The organism is Janthinobacterium sp. GW822-FHT07H11 (assembly GCF_058798615.1).
In genome coordinates this window covers 5,996,799-6,011,655 of sequence record NZ_CM179507.1, presented here as the reverse complement: position 1 = coordinate 6,011,655, position 14,857 = coordinate 5,996,799, and the positions used below count along the sequence as shown (strand labels likewise).

Genomic DNA, 14,857 nt, shown 5'->3' with positions numbered 1-14,857 from the left:
GCGCAGCGCTGCCTATCATACATTAAATGTTGCTGTCCACGAAGGAAGTCAGCTGGCCCTTGGCCATGGCGCCTACTTTTTGAGCAGCTGCAACACCATCCTTGAACAGGATCAGGGTCGGGATGCCGCGGATACCGAACTTGGCAGGTACTGCCTGGTTCGCGTCCACGTCCATCTTGGCGATCTGGATGCGGCCGGCGTACTCCTTGGCGACTTCTTCCAGGATGGGGGCGATCGCCTTGCAGGGACCGCACCATTCCGCCCAGAAGTCCACCAGAACTGGCAAGTCGGATTTCAGGACGTCTGCTTCGAAAGATGCATCGCTAATGTGTTTGATATTTTCGCTCATATTTTCCTCAAATGAGGGTGGGATCAATAATGCCTGGAATTCACCATACGCTGGTTCGCCATCCATGCTTCCTGGAGTACAGCTAGCAGATGGGGGCAATGGGCACGACTTCAATATGCTTGGAAGGTGCGACCAGAGGTATGCAGGCGGGGATGGCTGAAATAATAACCCATTTTTTCAAAGCGTGGCGATTATTGCAGAAAAACTTGAGGCAGATCGGCCCGGACTGCGCTGGCCGGGCGGCAAAGCCGCATGTGCGCTGGTCCGCTGGCCGCCCCGCCCCCTGCTGCGGCCTCAGGCCTGCATGCCCGACAGGCGCGAGGTGTGCTGCAATTGCAGGGCCACCATGTGCTGCAGCTCCGTGCTTTCCATCGGCTTGCGGAAAGTGCCCAGGATATGCAGGCCATTGGCCACGGCCAGCCGCTCAGCCGCCAGGCGCACGGCCGAATGCAGGCCGGACAGCAACACCACGCCGCCCTGGAAGCCCCCTTCGGCCGCCATGCGCAGGAATTCGATGCCGTCGATATCGGGCATGGACAGGTCGCAGATCAGCAGGTCCGGCTGGTGCTGGCGCAAGGTGGTCAGGGCCAGTTCGCTGTGCGACTCGCAGCGGATGTCGAATTGGCCCAATTGCTCCAGCATGTCGCTGAGCACGTCGAGCATGAAGACGTCGTCGTCGAGCAGCAGTACGCGCAGCGGGGTCAGGCCTGCTTGTTCTTGTGGAGAAGATACATTGTTCATGGTCGTAGTCTTTCTGGTTCCGGTTTTTTTGCTGCATCGTTGTCGATGCCGGTTCCTTGCCGCATGGACGCTTGGCGGTGGCTAATCATCATTGGCAAAGCTGGTGTTGTTCATGATTTGTTCGGTAATCTGTTCCAGCAGCGGCCACAGCAGGGGGACGATGCGCGCGGCCCGCTCGGCTTCCTCCGCCGGCGGGCCCGGCGCCAGCGTTTCCAGGCTGTGGCACAGCTCGGCCAGGCCCAGCGCCCCCACGGTGCGTGCCGACGACTTGATGCGGTGGCCCAGTTCGCGCACCTGGCCCACGTCGCCGCGCGCCAGCGCCGCGTCGATGTCGGCAAAGCCATCCTGCGTCGTTTGCAGGAACTTGAAGGCAAACTTGCGCACTTTTTGCGGATTGTATCCCAGCAACTTTGCCAGGATGGACAGGTCGATCACTTGCGGGTCGCCGGCCAGCGTGGTCTTGAAGGCGGGCGCGGCGCGGCTGCGCGCGGGCGCCGGTGGCGTCGCGCGCGCGGGCAGCCAGCTGGCGATGGTCTGGTACATCATGGCCGGCTGGATGGGCTTGGAAATGAAATCGTCCATGCCCGCGTCCAGGCAGCGCACGCGGTCTTCGCTGGTGGCCGTGGCCGTCATGGCCAGCACGCGCAGGTGCGCCAGCTGCGGATCGGCGCGGATGTGGCGCGTCGCCTGCAAGCCATCCATCAGCGGCATCTGCACGTCCATCAGCACGCAGTCGAACTGGGTCTGGCGCAGCAGGTCCAGCGCTTCCACGCCATTGTTGGCCAGGCAGACCGAGGCGCCCGCCTCTTCCAGCAACTCCAGCGCCACCTGCTGGTTGAAGGTGTTGTCTTCGACCAGCAGGATGCGCGCATGCTTGAGCGTGCGCATGACCAGGGCCGCGTCGGCGCTGGCGCGCATGGCCGCCGCCGTCTGCACCATGCTGTCGAGCATGGCGGGCGCCGCCTGGTCCGAGATGCCCAGGTTGGCCGTGAACCAGAAGGTGCTGCCGGCGCCGGGACGGCTGTCGACGCCCACGTCGCCGCCCATCAGCTGGGCCAGCTGCTTGCAGATGGCCAGGCCCAGGCCCGTACCGCCGTATTCGCGCGTGGTGGAGGTGTCGGCCTGCTGGAAGGACTGGAACAGTTTGCTCATCTCGTCCTGCGACAGGCCGATGCCGTGATCGCACACTTCAAAGCGCACCAGGCAGTGCCTGGCGTCGCCCACCACCTTGCGCACTTTCACGGTGATGCTGCCCTGTTCGCTGAACTTGATGGCGTTATTCGTGTAGTTGATGAGGACCTGGCCCAGCCGCAGCGGGTCGCCCACGAGCACGGCCGGCAATTGCGGGTCGATCTCGAACAGCAGTTCCAGGTTCTTGCCCGCCGCGCGCGGCGCCACCACGGTGGTCAGGGTCTGCATCACGTGGTCGAAGCTGAAATTGATGCGCTCGATTTCCAGCTTGCCCGCCTCGATCTTGGAAATGTCGAGGATGTCGTCGATGATGCCCAGCAGATGCTCGCCGGCGAAGCGGATCTTTTCCAGGTAGTCGCGCTGGCGCGGTTCCAGTTCCGTCTTCAGGGCCAGGTAGGCCATGCCGATCACGCCATTCATCGGCGTGCGGATTTCATGGCTCATGTTGGCCAGGAATTGGCCTTTCGCCAGGCTCGCTTCCTCGGCCACCTGCTTGGCCTGGTCCAGCTGCTCGGTGCGCTGGGCCACGCGCTCTTCCAGATGCTCATTGAGCTCGCGCAAGGCGCTCTCGCTGCGCTTGTGGTACGTGATGTCGGTCAGACTGGCCACGACCATGCTGACCTTGCCGTATTCATCACGGATGGCCTCGGTATTCACGGACAGCCACGACAGGCTGCCGTCGGGCTGTTGCACGCCCATCAGCACGTCGCGCATGGCTTGGCCCGTCGACAAGGTGATGTGCACGGGATGGCTGCGCTGGTCGAAGGCGCTGCCATCTTCGCGGATGGCTTGCCACAGGCTGCGGTTGGCCTGGCTGGCCGGGCTGGCGGCCAGCATGCGTTCGGCGGCCGCGTTGCTTTCCAGGATATGGCCGTGGCTGTCCTGCACCACCAGGCCGTTGGTGACGGCGCCAAACACGGACGCCATGCGCTGGCTGGAGTTGGACAGCGCGATCGACGCCTGGCGCCGTTCCGTGATGTCGGTGATCATCGCCAGGGTGCCGCCCGGTTCGCCATTGTCCGACTGGATGCTGGTGCTCGACAGCAAGCCCCACAGGCTGGACTGGTCCTTGCGGAAGAAGCGGAAGTCGATCTGGTCCGGCTGGCTGGCGAAGCTGCCGTGGCTGGCAAGGCGCCGCTGCATCAGCAACTGGCTGTCGCGGTCCATGAAATCGAGCATGGGGCGGCCCAGCATTTCCTGCACCGTGTAGCCGAGCATGTGGGCCATCTTCGGATTGACGAAGGTGGTCTTGCCTTCGGCATCCGTCATCCAGATGCCTTCGGCCGCCGTCTGCACGATCAGGCGATAGCGTTCCGAGCTGGCGTGCAGTGCTTCCTCGGCGCGCTGGCGCTGCGTCATGTCGCGCAGCGAGACGATGGAAAACACCTGGCCGGCCATGCGCAGCGGCGACAGGCTGACCTTGGCCGGGAAATGCGTGCTGTCGCGGCGGCGCGCCATCATTACCCTGCCTGGCAGGCTGTGCCGCGCTTGCGGGTCGCCGGCCGAGTGGCTGTCCGTGCTTTCCGGTACCAGTTGCTCGAGCGACATGCCTATCAGTTCGGCCAGCGGATAGCCGAAGCAGCGCGCGCCGATCTGGTTGGCGTAGTGCACCTTGCCTTCGACATCGGCCACCAGCATGGCTTCGGGTGCCGCTTCCAGCATGGAGCGCATGCGCGACTCTTCATCGGCCTTGCGTTCGCTGACGTCGCAGATGATGCCGCTGGCCTGCGTGGCGGCGCCATCGGAAGCGCGTGCCAGCACGGCGCCGCGCGCCAGCAGCCAGCGCCAATGACCGTCCGTGTGGCGCAAGCGAAATTCGCAATTGAAGGGGCCCGGTGCGTGGCCATCGAGGTGTTGGCGAAAGGCAAGGCTCAGGCGCGCGCGGTCGTCGCGGTGCACTTCGGCCAGCCAGTCGGCCAGCGTGCGCTCCAGCCTGGCATGCTTGTCGCCCAGTAAATCCTGGTACAGGCTGGAAAATTCCAGCTGGTCCGACTGGCGTCGCCAGGTCCAGCCTGCCATGGCGCCGCCACGCAGGGCTTGCGTCGATTGCGGTCCCAATGCCTGTTCCGCTGGCAGTCCTGCCTGCACGCGCCGCAACTGCCGCCGCAGGCGCCAGGCGTGCCAGCCGGCCACGGCGGCCAGGACGGTGGCACCGGCCGCCGCATATGGCCACAGCGATGCCGTCGCCGCACCGCTCGGGGCCGCCTGCGCCAGCGCCGGAACGGTCAGTGCCATGCCCGCGGCCTGCATCGCACGGGCGAGCCGGCGCAGCGCAAGGCGCCGGGGGCGTGGTGCGCTGAAACTCGTGTGGCTGCGAAACGACAAATGCATCCCTTTCTGGGGCGTGATTAAACCGGGCCGGCGTGCAACTTTGGCGCCGGAATTAATCGCTGCGGCGCTTTCTGGCGGCAACTATAGCATCGAATATTTACTCGGAGTATTTAAGTTCTGAAACAGTAAAAATGGCATTTTTTTTCGCTGAAACTGGCCATTTTTTTCGCTGTTTGGTGAGAATTTGAGAGAAAGGCGTGCAGAAATCGTGCTAATAAGATGGGCATTCAGGCCTGCGGCCTGTTTGCCTGTGCTTAACTGAAACTTCCGGCGAACTGATAGCGGTGTCCCGGATGCCACATCGTGGCGATCGAGGCGATCTTGCCGCCCGAGCGCGTCTGGCGCCGCAGCACCAGGCACGCCTGTTTCGTGTCGATGGCCAGCATTTCGGCGATATCGCGCGGCGCCGACAGCGCCTCGATGCTGTAGGTGGCGCCTTGCAGGGGCGCGGCGGCCATCAGGTATTCATTGGGCGTGATGCTGGAAAAATCCTGCGTCATGTAGTCGGGCGCGCAAGCGGGATTGACCCAGCGGTCTTCCACCTGGATCGGCACGCCGTTTTCAAAGTGCACGATCAGCGAATGGAACAGCGGGTGTTCGGCGGCCAGGCCGAATTGCTTGGCCAGCAAGTCCGACGCCTTGATGCGTTCCAGCAATTGCAGGCTGCTGCGGTGGATATGCCCGCGCGCGCGCACTTCGTCGGCGATGCTCTTGATTTCCAGCAAGGTCGCCTGGTATTTTTGCTGCGCCACATAGGTGCCCGACCCCTGGCGCCGCGTCAGCACCTGTTCGCTCGTCAGTTCGCGCACGGCGCGGTTGACCGTCATGCGCGAGACGCCGAATTGTTTCACCAATGCTTGCTCGGAAGGAATCACGTCGCCTTCCTTCCAGCGGCCGGAGGCGATGCCGGCCAGCAGAAAATCCTTGATGCGCTGGAAAATGGGCGTATTTTCTTGTGTATTCTGTTCGTCCAATGCGGTTTCTCCGAAGCGCGGGCAGGGCACGCCTCCGGGTGAAGGCGCGATGGACGATTTTAGCACCGAGCACGATGGCTGCCGCCAGCCTTTTTTTGAATTCAAAAGCAAGCGCCGGAGTGGCGCGCGCGCGGGCACTGGCTATGCTGGTGACTTATTCTTGACCTGCACGGAGTTCGCCATGGAACACGCTTACCTGACCGACGATGAACGCTGGGATGCCCTGCAGCGGCGCGCGCCCGACGCCGACGGCGTCTTTTATTACTCGGTGCGCACGACGGGCGTGTATTGCCGCCCGTCCTGCGCCGCGCGCCCCGCCTTGCGCCGCAACGTGGCTTTCCACGCCACGTGCGAGCAGGCGGAGGCGGCCGGCTTTCGCCCCTGCCTGCGCTGCAAGCCCAATCTGCCGCCGCTGGCCCGGCGCCAGGCGGCCATGGTGGCCGACATCTGCCGCCTGATCGACGCCAGCGACGAGCTGCCGGACCTGGACAGCCTTGCCAGGGCCGCCGGCATGAGCCGCTTTCACTTTCACCGCGTCTTCAAGGCGCACACGGGCATCACGCCGAAAGCCTATGCGGCGGCGCGGCGCGGCGAGCGCCTGAAGGCCGGCTTGCAGGGCGCGGCGAACGTCACGGAAACCTTATATGCGGCCGGCTTCAATTCCAGCGGCCGCTTCTATGCCGCCACGCCGGGCTTGCTGGGCATGACGCCGGGCGCATTCCGCGACGGCGGCAGCGGCGCCGTGATCCGCTTTGCCATCGGTGCCTGTTCGCTGGGCGCCATCCTCGTGGCCAGCACGGACAAGGGCATCTGCGCCATTTTGATCGACGACGACCCGGAAGTGCTGCTGCGCGACTTGCAGGACCGCTTTCCCCGCGCCGAGCTGCGCGGCGCCGAGCCCGACTACGAACGGACGGTGGCGCAGGTGGTGGGACTGGTCGAGGCGCCGGCGATCGGCCTGGACTTGCCGCTCGACGTGCGCGGCACCGTGTTCCAGCAGCGCGTGTGGCAAGCCTTGCGCGAGATTCCCGCCGGCAGCACCGTCAGCTACGCCGAGCTGGCGCGGCGCGTCGGCGCGCCGAACGGGGCGCGGGCCGTGGCGGGCGCCTGCGCCGCCAATGCGCTGGCCGTCGCCATCCCCTGCCACCGCGTGGTGCGCAACGATGGCGCCTTGTCCGGCTACCGCTGGGGCGTGGAGCGCAAGCAGGCGCTGCTCGAGCGCGAGGGCGGACGGTGAGGGCGCTGGACTGGCCGCAGATCGAGGATGAGCTGAATCAATATGGCCATGCCGTCGTGCAGGGCTTGCTGAGTCCTGCGCAGTGCGTCGCGCTGGCGGCGCAGTATGACGAGGCGTCGCGCTTTCGCAGCCGTGTGGTGATGCAGCGCCACGGTTTTGGCCAGGGCGAGTACCAGTACTGGGCGTATCCGCTGCCCGAGGTGGTGGCCGCCTTGCGCGAACAGCTGTACCGGCCGCTGGCGGCGATTGCCAACCGTTGGCATGCCAGCATGGGTCTCGATAGCCGCTTTCCTGAGGTGCATGCGGACTTCCTGGCGCGCTGCCATGCGGCTGGGCAGACGCGGCCCACGCCCTTGCTCTTGCGCTACCGCGCAGGCGATTACAACTGCCTGCACCAGGACCTGTATGGCGAGCACGTGTTTCCGCTGCAGCTGGCCGTGCTGCTGTCGCGCCCGCAAGACGATTTCACGGGCGGCGAGTTCGTGCTGACGGAGCAGCGCCCGCGCATGCAGTCGCGCGCCGAAGTCGTGTCGTTGATGCAGGGCGACGCCGTCCTCTTTCCCGTCGCGCAGCGCCCCGTCAACGGCACGCGCGGCAGTTACCGCGTCAATATGCGCCATGGCGTGTCGCGTTTGCGCTCGGGCTTGCGCCACACCCTGGGCATCATTTTTCATGATGCGAGCTGAACGGTAGGTGCGGCGCTTGAGTTTCCGCAATTACATGTCATGATGGCTACTCCTTGTCACTCTTTCATTTCTGCCATGTCCGCGTTGCTCCGCCTGCTGTGCCTGTTGACCATGTTTTTGCTGCCCGCAGCCCATGCGGACGAGGGCGCATCCTCGCTCGTTGCGGAAGCCGCGACCGCCATCGCGCCGTCGCAGGCCGCGGCCGTCAAGACGGCGCCGCTGATGTTTGCCAACCGCAAGGTGTTCGTCTTCCGCGCCGCGCTGGCCGGCTATCCGCCCGATGAGCGGGCCATCGGTGCGCAGCGTCGCCTGGAAGGCGTGCTGGCCAAGAACGGCCCCTTGCAGACAAGCACGCGCATGATTGCCGAGGGCACGCAGGTGCTGCTCGATGGCGTGCAACTGTTCGTCGTCGTGCCCGGCGACGTCAATTTGCTGGCCGGCGACACGACGGAAAGCGTGGCGAAAATGGCGGCCGAGGAATTGCGCAAGGCTGTGCTCGACTATCGCGAGCAGAGCAGCTGGCGCTACCTGTCGATCGCCGCCGCCGTGTGCGCGGCCGCCACCCTCGTGTTCTGGCTCGTGTGGATGGGCCTGACGCGTCTGTACCGCTGGGCCAAGCGCCGCAGCGGCGTGCTGCTGGCCGCGCGCCTGCGCGACGTGCGCCTGAAAAACGTGCGCGTGCTCGACGCCGAGCACTACATCGCCTTCGCGTATCAACTGCTGAGCGCCGTGCTGTGGGGCTTGCGCCTGATGGCCACCTATCTGTGGGCCGCCTTCGTGCTGGCCCGTCTGCCGTACACGCGTTCCTGGGGCGAAAGCCTGAGCGGCTATCTGTTCGATGTGGCGGCCGACGTCTTCCACGCCATCATCGGCGCCTTGCCGGGGCTGGTGCTGGTGTGCGTGATCTTCGCCATCGCGCGCCTGATCGCCGCCACGGCCGCCTCGCTGTTCAAGCGCGTGGAAAGCGGCGAATTGCAGATCGGCTGGCTGGACAAGGACACGGCCCTGCCGACGCGCCGCATCGCCAGCGTGGTGATCTGGCTGTTCGCGCTGGCCATGGCGTATCCGTATCTGCCCGGCTCGCACACGGCCGCCTTCCAGGGACTCTCCGTGCTGGTGGGCCTGATGGTGTCGATCGGCGCGTCGAGCATCGTCGGCCAGGGCGCCAGCGGCCTGATCCTGATGTACACGCGCGCCCTGCGCAAGGGAGAATATGTGCGCGTGGGCGACAGCGAGGGTACCGTGGTCGACGTGGGCATGTTCGAGACGCGCCTGCGCACGGGCCTGGGTGAAGAGGTCGCCTTGCCGAACGCCTGGGTGATGTCGCAAACGACAAAAAACTATTCGCGCGCCCAGCCCGGCGGCGGCTTCGTGCTCGACTCCACCGTCACCATCGGCTACGCCACGCCGTGGCGGCAAGTGCACGCCATGCTGGAACTGGCCGCGTCGCGCACGACGGAACTGTCGACCACGCCGAAACCGTACGTGATGCAGCTGGCCCTGCAGGATTACTACGTGCAATACCGCCTCGTCGCCTACGCCAGCGCCGAAGTCCCCCGCCAGCGCGCCGAAGTGCTGAACCGCCTGCACCAGAACATCATCGACGTCTTCAACGAATTCGACGTGCAGATCACCTCGCCGCACTACATCGACGACCCGAAAGAATCGCACGTGGTGCCGCCCGGTGAATGGTTCAGGGCGCCGGCGAGGCGGGGGGAGGAATCGATTGAGGTGGTTCCGCCCAAGTCTTGAACGCGAAGCGTGGTCTGTGCGTGACGGATGCAATGGTACGCGCTATCTTGGCTTTTCCTCGGGAGCGCAGGTATTCTTGCCATTTGTCAGCTGAATCACTTGGAACCCCCCCGGCGGGTGCCGCGAGCAGGCAAAAATCTGCCGAGTAGCGCGAAGTGGGATCGGACGCGGAGGGCGGCCTTCCCAGGAAGGATACGCCATACACTTTTCCCGCCACCAGCGGCGCGGCATCGCTGCTCTCGGCCCCCTCGGGGGCCTTGCCGTAGCGCACGCATCCCTTGTTTGGCAGACGATAGCTGGGATCGCCAAACGAGGCATTGGGAAACATGACCGTCCATACATTGTTCCAGCCATTCGGCCCAGGTGTGCTGATCGTCAGCATCTTCAGGCTGACTGGCCCCCTTGAGCGTTCCTCTTCGCTGGCAATCTTGAAGCAGGGAAGGCCCGCCTCCGTCATGACGGCGGCTTTGCCCATGCGCGACCATGCCGAGGCGTTGATGTTCGTCAAGGCGGCAAGCAGGAATAACAGTGTGTGACGATATGGCATGGCGATCCTTGCACTATCTGATGAGCAAATGTTCCGTGCAACTATCCTGTCTCCATGCTGGCGTGTCGCTGCCAATGGCGATGATTTTTCGTTCACCAGTGACCGTGGCTACTATGCAAAATTTTCCCATGTAGCCATAAGTGGGGTCTGCAGGATCATTTGGTCTTCCATTGAGGAAAATGCTGTAGACCCGTCCTGTTTGCAGTTCAGGGGCAGGCATGCCGTTCGCTCCCTGAGGAAGGTCACCATACCGAAGGCAGCTTTTTGACGAGAGCGGTACTTTTTTTCCACCAGTCATATAAAAACTCCACACACCAACGGCGGGCTTTTCTGACAGGTCTGAAATGCTGAGTGCTCCCAGGAGTGGCTGGCCGTTACGTTTCTCTTCCGTTTGTGAGATTGTGAAGCAGGGCGTGCCATTCACTGAATTGATTTCAGCATCGGCGATGCGTGATGTTGCACAGGCATGCAGGCTGAGGAACATGAGCAGTATGAACAGGGCATTCTGCTGCAAGGAGATCATGTTTTTCCTATTTCTGAACGGGGCAGATTTCATCTATCCAGGCTTGGCTATCGCTGTCGATAAGAAGAATCTTGCGCTCACCGGAGATACCTGTCATCAAGCAAAATTTCCCGACGTAACCGCGAGTAGGATCTGAAGGATCGGCTGGCCCACCGTTCAGGAAGACGTCATACATGCGCCCCGTTTTCAGCGGCGGAGCTTTGGGTGGCTTGACCTCTGCCGTTGCTGGAGCAAGCCCATACAAAAGGCAGGACTTGGCATGCACAGGGATAGTTGCTGTGCCCGGTAAAAGAAAAGACCATACTTTGACTGCAGGCTTGACGGATACATCTGTCAGTACGACCGCACTAATCTGCGGAACCCCGTTGCGTGCTTCTTCCTTTTCAGAAATAGAGAAACAGGGAATGCCGTTTTTTAGCTGTACTTCCGCGTATGCCATGCGGGAGGTGGCCGAGGCACTCATGCTGGTCAGAAAGATAAGCATCAATTGGGTCTTGTGGCAGTTGGGCATTATTGGCCCTTTTGTGCTTGGAGGTTTGCTGGACAAACTTCATCGATCCAGGCCTGCATGTCGCGCTTGATGGGAATGACCTGTTGGCCGTTGTTAGCTGTCGTGATGAGACAGAATTTCCCTTTGTAGCCGTAGGTCGAGTCAGATGGGTCATCCGGCCTGCCATTCAAAAAGACGCTGTACATCCTGCCTGTTTTCAACATCGTCGCGGCAGTCGATTCGGCTCCTGCTGGTACTTGGCCATACAAATAGCAGGTTTTTGCATGCATGGGTAGGGTCGTCGCTCCAGGGAGAATGAAGGACCAGACCTCTACAGGCGGCTTTATGGAGATATCGTAAACCATGAGTGCGCCCAGCATTGGCGTTCCATTGCGGCGTTCTTCTTTTTTTGAAATGGTAAAGCATGGTATGCCTTTGAATGCGCTAATCTCGGCTTCGGCCATGCGGGACATCGGGTACGCGTCACGGCATGTCAAACAAAGGCTCATGGTCAATGTCATTTCCAGGAAGATTGGTCTTGCTTTTTCTATTTTTAAGAAATTCATTGATCACCTCTTCGTAGAGAATCAGGGAGTTCCGGTATTCTTTTTGATTCATAGCTTTTGGTGTTTTCAAATACCTTAGTCCGAAATAATCTGCCAGTAAGTTGCCCTGTGCCTCCATGTTGAAGTCAGATAGTTTTTTTCCTCGCTTTAAAAAATACGCGTAATTCAATCCGAAACGGATCGCCCCACGCAATGCAACCGGATAGCCCAATTGATACTGCCAGACATGGACCATTTCATGCATGAACCAGTTTTTGTCTATTGGCTGAGCTATGGAAAAATCCTCCCGATATTCCGACTCATGAAAATAAATCTCCCCATCCGGCGTCATGGCCACGTTCTTCGGTTGCAAACCAAACCATAGATATGGCTCGCCATGCACCTTGACCTTGCCGTAGTCGATCGCATCCTGGAACAGCATCCACGCCATGTCGATCTCGCCCCTGGTCAGCGGGCGACCTTGTCCTTCACTTTGACCTGTTTGACGGACGAGCCGACGTCCTTGTCGGTGGTCTTGATGCCTTCCAGCGGGACGAGCTTGACGGCTGGCGCCGCGTGTTTCGGGGCGCCGGCGCAGCATGGTGATTTGTCCGCGTGCGGCAGGAATTCGGCTTGGGTAATCAGCGCTTCCTGCTTGCTGGCTACGCGCCCCGTGCGTCCCTTCGCATCCGTCGTTCCCGTCCACGTTTCGCCGTTGCTCAAGGTGAGCCGGTAGTCGGCGTGCGCCAGCGGTACCTTGTTTTGTGAGATGAATTCCAGCTGCTCGTCGTAGCCGCAGCACCAGCATTCGTCGTGCTGGCCGGCCAGGCGGTGCAGTTCGCAGCCGCTAGTCGCGTTGCGCAGGGTGGCGCCCAGCACGGGCCGGCCGTCGGCGCTGAAGGTGACGATCATGCTGTCGAAGCGCGCGCCCAGGCTTTTCTTTTGGTGGGCCACGAGCTTGAAGAACACGTCGCACGCGGTGGTGCTGATGACATGGTGCCTGGCCATGGAAACTCCGCGATAAAACGCCAGCGTAGGCCAGCGGCGGCGGGGAAGTATTGACTGGGCGCAAGGCCTGGGCGCTTGCGTTAAGATGCCCGGCGTTTCCCCGTTACGATGAAAAGAAAGAGAATCCATGTCCAGCGCCCCCCATACTCAAGCATCGCAAGCCGCCCGCAGCCTGGCCGCCGCCCTGATCGGCGACCCGTTCTACCGCGCCGTCACCGTGGCCTGCGGTGAGGACGAAGCGGCACGGCTGGCCATGCTGGAAGCATATTTTGCGCTGGCGCTGGCCGAGGGCGAGCAGGCGGGGCGCGTCGACCTGGCCGATGCGGTAGGAAATGGCGCCGCCATCTGGACGACGGATACGCCGGCAGCCGAGCGCCAGGCTGCGTACGCGCAGCGCGAAGACGCCTTGCGCGTGCTGCTGGGAGAGCAGGGCTTCGCGCATTTTTCGGCCATCGTCGAGAACATGGAGCACGCGCTGGCGCCGCATGGTCTGCAGGACGCGTGGTACCTGTCGATCGCCGGCATCCACCCGGACGCGCAGGGCCGGGGATTGGGCGCATCCGTGCTGGCGCCTGGCCTGGCGGCCGTCGATGCGGCCGGTGCCGCCTGCTTCCTGGAGACGTACAATGAACGCAGCCTGCCGTTCTATGCCCGCCTGGGCTTCGTGGTGGCGGGACGTTACGCGCAAGCCCTCACGGGCTGCGATTACTGGCTGATGGTACGACCGCCCCGCGCTGCCTGATTGACCATTTTGCCAATTTCTATACACTCGTCTTTTTGCTAACGACTAAAAGACCTGGAGATGGAAATGCCGACCTTGCCCTTGCGCCGTACCCTGCTCACGCTCGCTTGCCTGGGCACCCTTGGCCACGCCCACGCCGATACCATCATCGACAATGCCAACGGCTACACGCTCGACGCAAATGGCAAGGTGGTGCGTTTTACGGCGCTGGCGTTTGACGACGCTGGCAAGCTGCTCGCCGTCGGCAGCGCCGCGCAGGTGAAACGCAAGGCGGCCAAGGGCGCCACCCACGTCGATGTGCAGGGCAAGACCGTGCTGCCGGGCCTGATCGACGCGCACGGCCACGTGTTCGGCCTGGGGACGATTGCCAGCGGCGTGATGCTGTACGGGTCGTCGTCGCTGCAGGCCGCCGTGCAGGCCGTGGGCGACTTCGCGCGTGCGCACCCTGAGCGCAGCTGGGTCGTCGGCAATGGCTGGAACCAGGAAATCTGGAAGCTGGGGCGCTTTCCCACGGCCGCAGAGCTCGATGCGGTGGAAAGCGCGCGGCCCGTGTGGCTGCGCAGGGTCGACGGCCACGCGGGCTGGGCCAACAGCCGCGCGCTGGCGCTGGCCGGCATCACGCGCGCCACGCCGGATCCGGCCGGCGGCAAGATAGAGCGTGATGCGGACGGCAATGCCACCGGCGTGCTGGTCGACAATGCCATGGACTTGATGGCTGCCGTGCTGCCCAAGCCGGGCGACGTGGAAAACCGCGCCGCCCTCGATGGCGCGCTGGCGCAGCTGTCGCAGGCGGGCCTGACCAGCGTGCACGATGCGGGCATCGGCCAGATGCAGGACCGGCTGTTCCGCGACTATGCGGACCACGGAAAATTGACGGTGCGCGTGTACGGCATGATTGCCGACACGACGGAAGACTTCGACGCGCTGTCGAAAAACGGCCCATTAAAAAGCTATGCGCGCGACATGTACGCCTTGCGCGCCGTCAAACTGCTGTCCGACGGCGCCCTGGGCAGCCGCGGCGCGGCCCTGCTGGCGCCGTACAGCGACGATCCTTCTACCCGCGGCCTGCTGTTCTATAAAGATGACGCCATGCGCGCGAAGATGGAAAAAGCCATGCGCGCCGGCTATCAGGTCAACGTGCACGCCATCGGCGACGCGGGCAACCATCAAATCCTCGACGGCTATGCAGCCTTGATCGCGCAATACCGCGGCGCGGGCCTGCGCCACCGCATGGAGCACGCGCAGGTGGTGCAGTTGTCCGACATCCCCCGTTTCAAGAGTCTGGGCATCGTGCCGTCGATGCAGCCCACGCACGCCACGTCCGACCAGAACATGGCGGAGCAGCGCGTGGGCCACGAACGCATCCAGGGCGCGTATGCGTGGCGCACCTTCCTCCAGCAGGGTTCGCGCATCGCCTGCGGCTCCGACTTCCCGATCGAGTCGCCGAATCCGTTCGAAGGCATCCACGCGGCCGTCACGCGGCAGAACAGCGAGGGCGTACCAAACGGCGGCTGGTATCCGCAGCAAGCCATGACGGTCACCGAGGCGCTGCGCTGCTTCACCCTCGACGCGGCCTGGGCGGCCCACCAGGAAAAGGTCATCGGCACGCTGGAAGCGGGTAAATGGGCGGACTTCGTCGTCGTCGACCAGGACCTGTTCAAGGTGGCGCCGACCGCCATCGGCAAGACGCAGGTGCTGCAGACGTGGGTGGCGGGCAAGCGCGTGTTCGAGAAAAAATAGG

General features: G+C 63.1%; 15 protein-coding genes. 5 read left to right on the top strand and 10 right to left on the bottom strand.

Annotated elements, in window-relative coordinates; all coding sequences use genetic code 11:
* Positions 1 to 22: 22 nt before the first annotated feature.
* The 4 genes from trxA to hutC all read right to left on the bottom strand — a co-directional run bounded on the left by trxA (position 23) and on the right by hutC (position 5,586).
* Entirely contained in the window at positions 23 to 349 is a 327-nt protein-coding gene (gene trxA, locus AC3RCJ_RS26555) for a thioredoxin TrxA (protein WP_492957248.1), read from the bottom strand.
* A 294-nt stretch (positions 350 to 643) separates the two neighbouring features.
* On the bottom strand, positions 644 to 1,090 hold the full coding sequence (locus tag AC3RCJ_RS26550; protein WP_492957247.1) for a response regulator: 447 nt from the start codon (positions 1,088 to 1,090) through the stop codon (positions 644 to 646).
* An 81-nt stretch (positions 1,091 to 1,171) separates the two neighbouring features.
* On the bottom strand, positions 1,172 to 4,516 hold the full coding sequence (locus AC3RCJ_RS26545; RefSeq protein WP_492957246.1) for a PAS domain-containing hybrid sensor histidine kinase/response regulator: 3,345 nt from the start codon (positions 4,514 to 4,516) through the stop codon (positions 1,172 to 1,174).
* 350 nt (positions 4,517 to 4,866) lie between these two features.
* Positions 4,867 to 5,586 carry a histidine utilization transcriptional repressor HutC gene (hutC, locus tag AC3RCJ_RS26540; protein WP_492957245.1) on the bottom strand — a complete coding sequence of 240 codons (720 nt, stop codon included), beginning with the start codon at positions 5,584 to 5,586 and terminating at the stop codon, positions 4,867 to 4,869.
* 181 nt (positions 5,587 to 5,767) lie between these two features.
* Here hutC and ada point away from each other — a divergent pair, with 181 nt between their 5' ends.
* The 3 genes from ada to AC3RCJ_RS26525 all read left to right on the top strand — a co-directional run bounded on the left by ada (position 5,768) and on the right by AC3RCJ_RS26525 (position 9,261).
* Positions 5,768 to 6,823 (top strand): bifunctional DNA-binding transcriptional regulator/O6-methylguanine-DNA methyltransferase Ada, encoded by a 1,056-nt coding sequence (gene ada, locus AC3RCJ_RS26535; protein ID WP_492957244.1) that lies wholly within the window; start codon positions 5,768 to 5,770, stop codon positions 6,821 to 6,823.
* A complete protein-coding gene (locus tag AC3RCJ_RS26530; RefSeq protein ID WP_492957243.1) occupies positions 6,820 to 7,509 on the top strand; it encodes a 2OG-Fe(II) oxygenase in 690 nt (229 codons plus the stop codon). Before ada ends, AC3RCJ_RS26530 begins: the two co-directional genes overlap by 4 nt.
* A 75-nt stretch (positions 7,510 to 7,584) precedes the next feature.
* Positions 7,585 to 9,261 carry a mechanosensitive ion channel family protein gene (locus AC3RCJ_RS26525; RefSeq protein WP_492957242.1) on the top strand — a complete coding sequence of 559 codons (1,677 nt, stop codon included), beginning with the start codon at positions 7,585 to 7,587 and terminating at the stop codon, positions 9,259 to 9,261.
* Here AC3RCJ_RS26525 and AC3RCJ_RS26520 read toward each other — a convergent pair.
* Genes AC3RCJ_RS26520 through AC3RCJ_RS26495 form a run of 6 tightly spaced genes read right to left on the bottom strand, consistent with a single transcriptional unit; the run spans position 9,203 to position 12,374 of the window.
* Positions 9,203 to 9,808 carry a hypothetical protein gene (locus AC3RCJ_RS26520; protein ID WP_492957241.1) on the bottom strand — a complete coding sequence of 202 codons (606 nt, stop codon included), beginning with the start codon at positions 9,806 to 9,808 and terminating at the stop codon, positions 9,203 to 9,205. The genes AC3RCJ_RS26525 and AC3RCJ_RS26520 overlap by 59 nt on opposite strands.
* A gap of 13 nt (positions 9,809 to 9,821) precedes the next feature.
* Positions 9,822 to 10,331 (bottom strand): hypothetical protein, encoded by a 510-nt coding sequence (locus tag AC3RCJ_RS26515; RefSeq protein WP_492957240.1) that lies wholly within the window; start codon positions 10,329 to 10,331, stop codon positions 9,822 to 9,824.
* A gap of 7 nt (positions 10,332 to 10,338) precedes the next feature.
* The gene (locus tag AC3RCJ_RS26510; RefSeq protein WP_492957239.1) at positions 10,339 to 10,815 is read right to left on the bottom strand and encodes a hypothetical protein; all 477 of its coding nucleotides are present in this window, start codon (positions 10,813 to 10,815) and stop codon (positions 10,339 to 10,341) included.
* A 26-nt stretch (positions 10,816 to 10,841) separates the two neighbouring features.
* Complete coding sequence (locus tag AC3RCJ_RS26505; protein WP_492957238.1) at positions 10,842 to 11,285, bottom strand: hypothetical protein; 444 nt, start codon at positions 11,283 to 11,285, stop codon at positions 10,842 to 10,844.
* 19 nt (positions 11,286 to 11,304) lie between these two features.
* Positions 11,305 to 11,817, bottom strand: a complete 513-nt coding sequence (locus AC3RCJ_RS26500) for a Rhs element Vgr protein (protein ID WP_492957237.1) — start codon at positions 11,815 to 11,817, stop codon at positions 11,305 to 11,307.
* Between the two features lie 17 nt (positions 11,818 to 11,834).
* Positions 11,835 to 12,374: a hypothetical protein gene (locus AC3RCJ_RS26495; RefSeq protein ID WP_492957236.1), complete on the bottom strand. Its 540-nt coding sequence runs from the start codon at positions 12,372 to 12,374 to the stop codon at positions 11,835 to 11,837.
* A 127-nt stretch (positions 12,375 to 12,501) separates the two neighbouring features.
* Between AC3RCJ_RS26495 and AC3RCJ_RS26490 the strand changes: the two genes are divergently transcribed.
* The gene (locus AC3RCJ_RS26490; protein WP_492957235.1) at positions 12,502 to 13,116 is read left to right on the top strand and encodes a GNAT family N-acetyltransferase; all 615 of its coding nucleotides are present in this window, start codon (positions 12,502 to 12,504) and stop codon (positions 13,114 to 13,116) included.
* Between the two features lie 66 nt (positions 13,117 to 13,182).
* Complete coding sequence (locus AC3RCJ_RS26485; protein ID WP_492957234.1) at positions 13,183 to 14,856, top strand: amidohydrolase; 1,674 nt, start codon at positions 13,183 to 13,185, stop codon at positions 14,854 to 14,856.
* The last annotated feature ends 1 nt before the right edge of the window (position 14,857 follow it).

Excerpts from the sequence above, each read along its gene's own strand:
- trxA (WP_492957248.1), bottom strand. The coding sequence starts at position 349 with ATGAGCGAAAATATCAAACACATTAGCGATGCATCTTTCGAAGCAGAC.
- AC3RCJ_RS26550 (WP_492957247.1), bottom strand. The coding sequence starts at position 1,090 with ATGAACAATGTATCTTCTCCACAAGAACAAGCAGGCCTGACCCCGCTG.
- AC3RCJ_RS26545 (WP_492957246.1), bottom strand. The coding sequence starts at position 4,516 with ATGGCACTGACCGTTCCGGCGCTGGCGCAGGCGGCCCCGAGCGGTGCG.
- ada (WP_492957244.1), top strand. The coding sequence starts at position 5,768 with ATGGAACACGCTTACCTGACCGACGATGAACGCTGGGATGCCCTGCAG.
- AC3RCJ_RS26525 (WP_492957242.1), top strand. The coding sequence starts at position 7,585 with ATGTCCGCGTTGCTCCGCCTGCTGTGCCTGTTGACCATGTTTTTGCTG.
- AC3RCJ_RS26520 (WP_492957241.1), bottom strand. The coding sequence starts at position 9,808 with ATGCCATATCGTCACACACTGTTATTCCTGCTTGCCGCCTTGACGAAC.
- AC3RCJ_RS26515 (WP_492957240.1), bottom strand. The coding sequence starts at position 10,331 with ATGATCTCCTTGCAGCAGAATGCCCTGTTCATACTGCTCATGTTCCTC.
- AC3RCJ_RS26510 (WP_492957239.1), bottom strand. The coding sequence starts at position 10,815 with ATGCTTATCTTTCTGACCAGCATGAGTGCCTCGGCCACCTCCCGCATG.
- AC3RCJ_RS26505 (WP_492957238.1), bottom strand. The coding sequence starts at position 11,285 with ATGGCCGAAGCCGAGATTAGCGCATTCAAAGGCATACCATGCTTTACC.
- AC3RCJ_RS26500 (WP_492957237.1), bottom strand. The coding sequence starts at position 11,817 with ATGGCGTGGATGCTGTTCCAGGATGCGATCGACTACGGCAAGGTCAAG.
- AC3RCJ_RS26495 (WP_492957236.1), bottom strand. The coding sequence starts at position 12,374 with ATGGCCAGGCACCATGTCATCAGCACCACCGCGTGCGACGTGTTCTTC.
- AC3RCJ_RS26490 (WP_492957235.1), top strand. The coding sequence starts at position 12,502 with ATGTCCAGCGCCCCCCATACTCAAGCATCGCAAGCCGCCCGCAGCCTG.
- AC3RCJ_RS26485 (WP_492957234.1), top strand. The coding sequence starts at position 13,183 with ATGCCGACCTTGCCCTTGCGCCGTACCCTGCTCACGCTCGCTTGCCTG.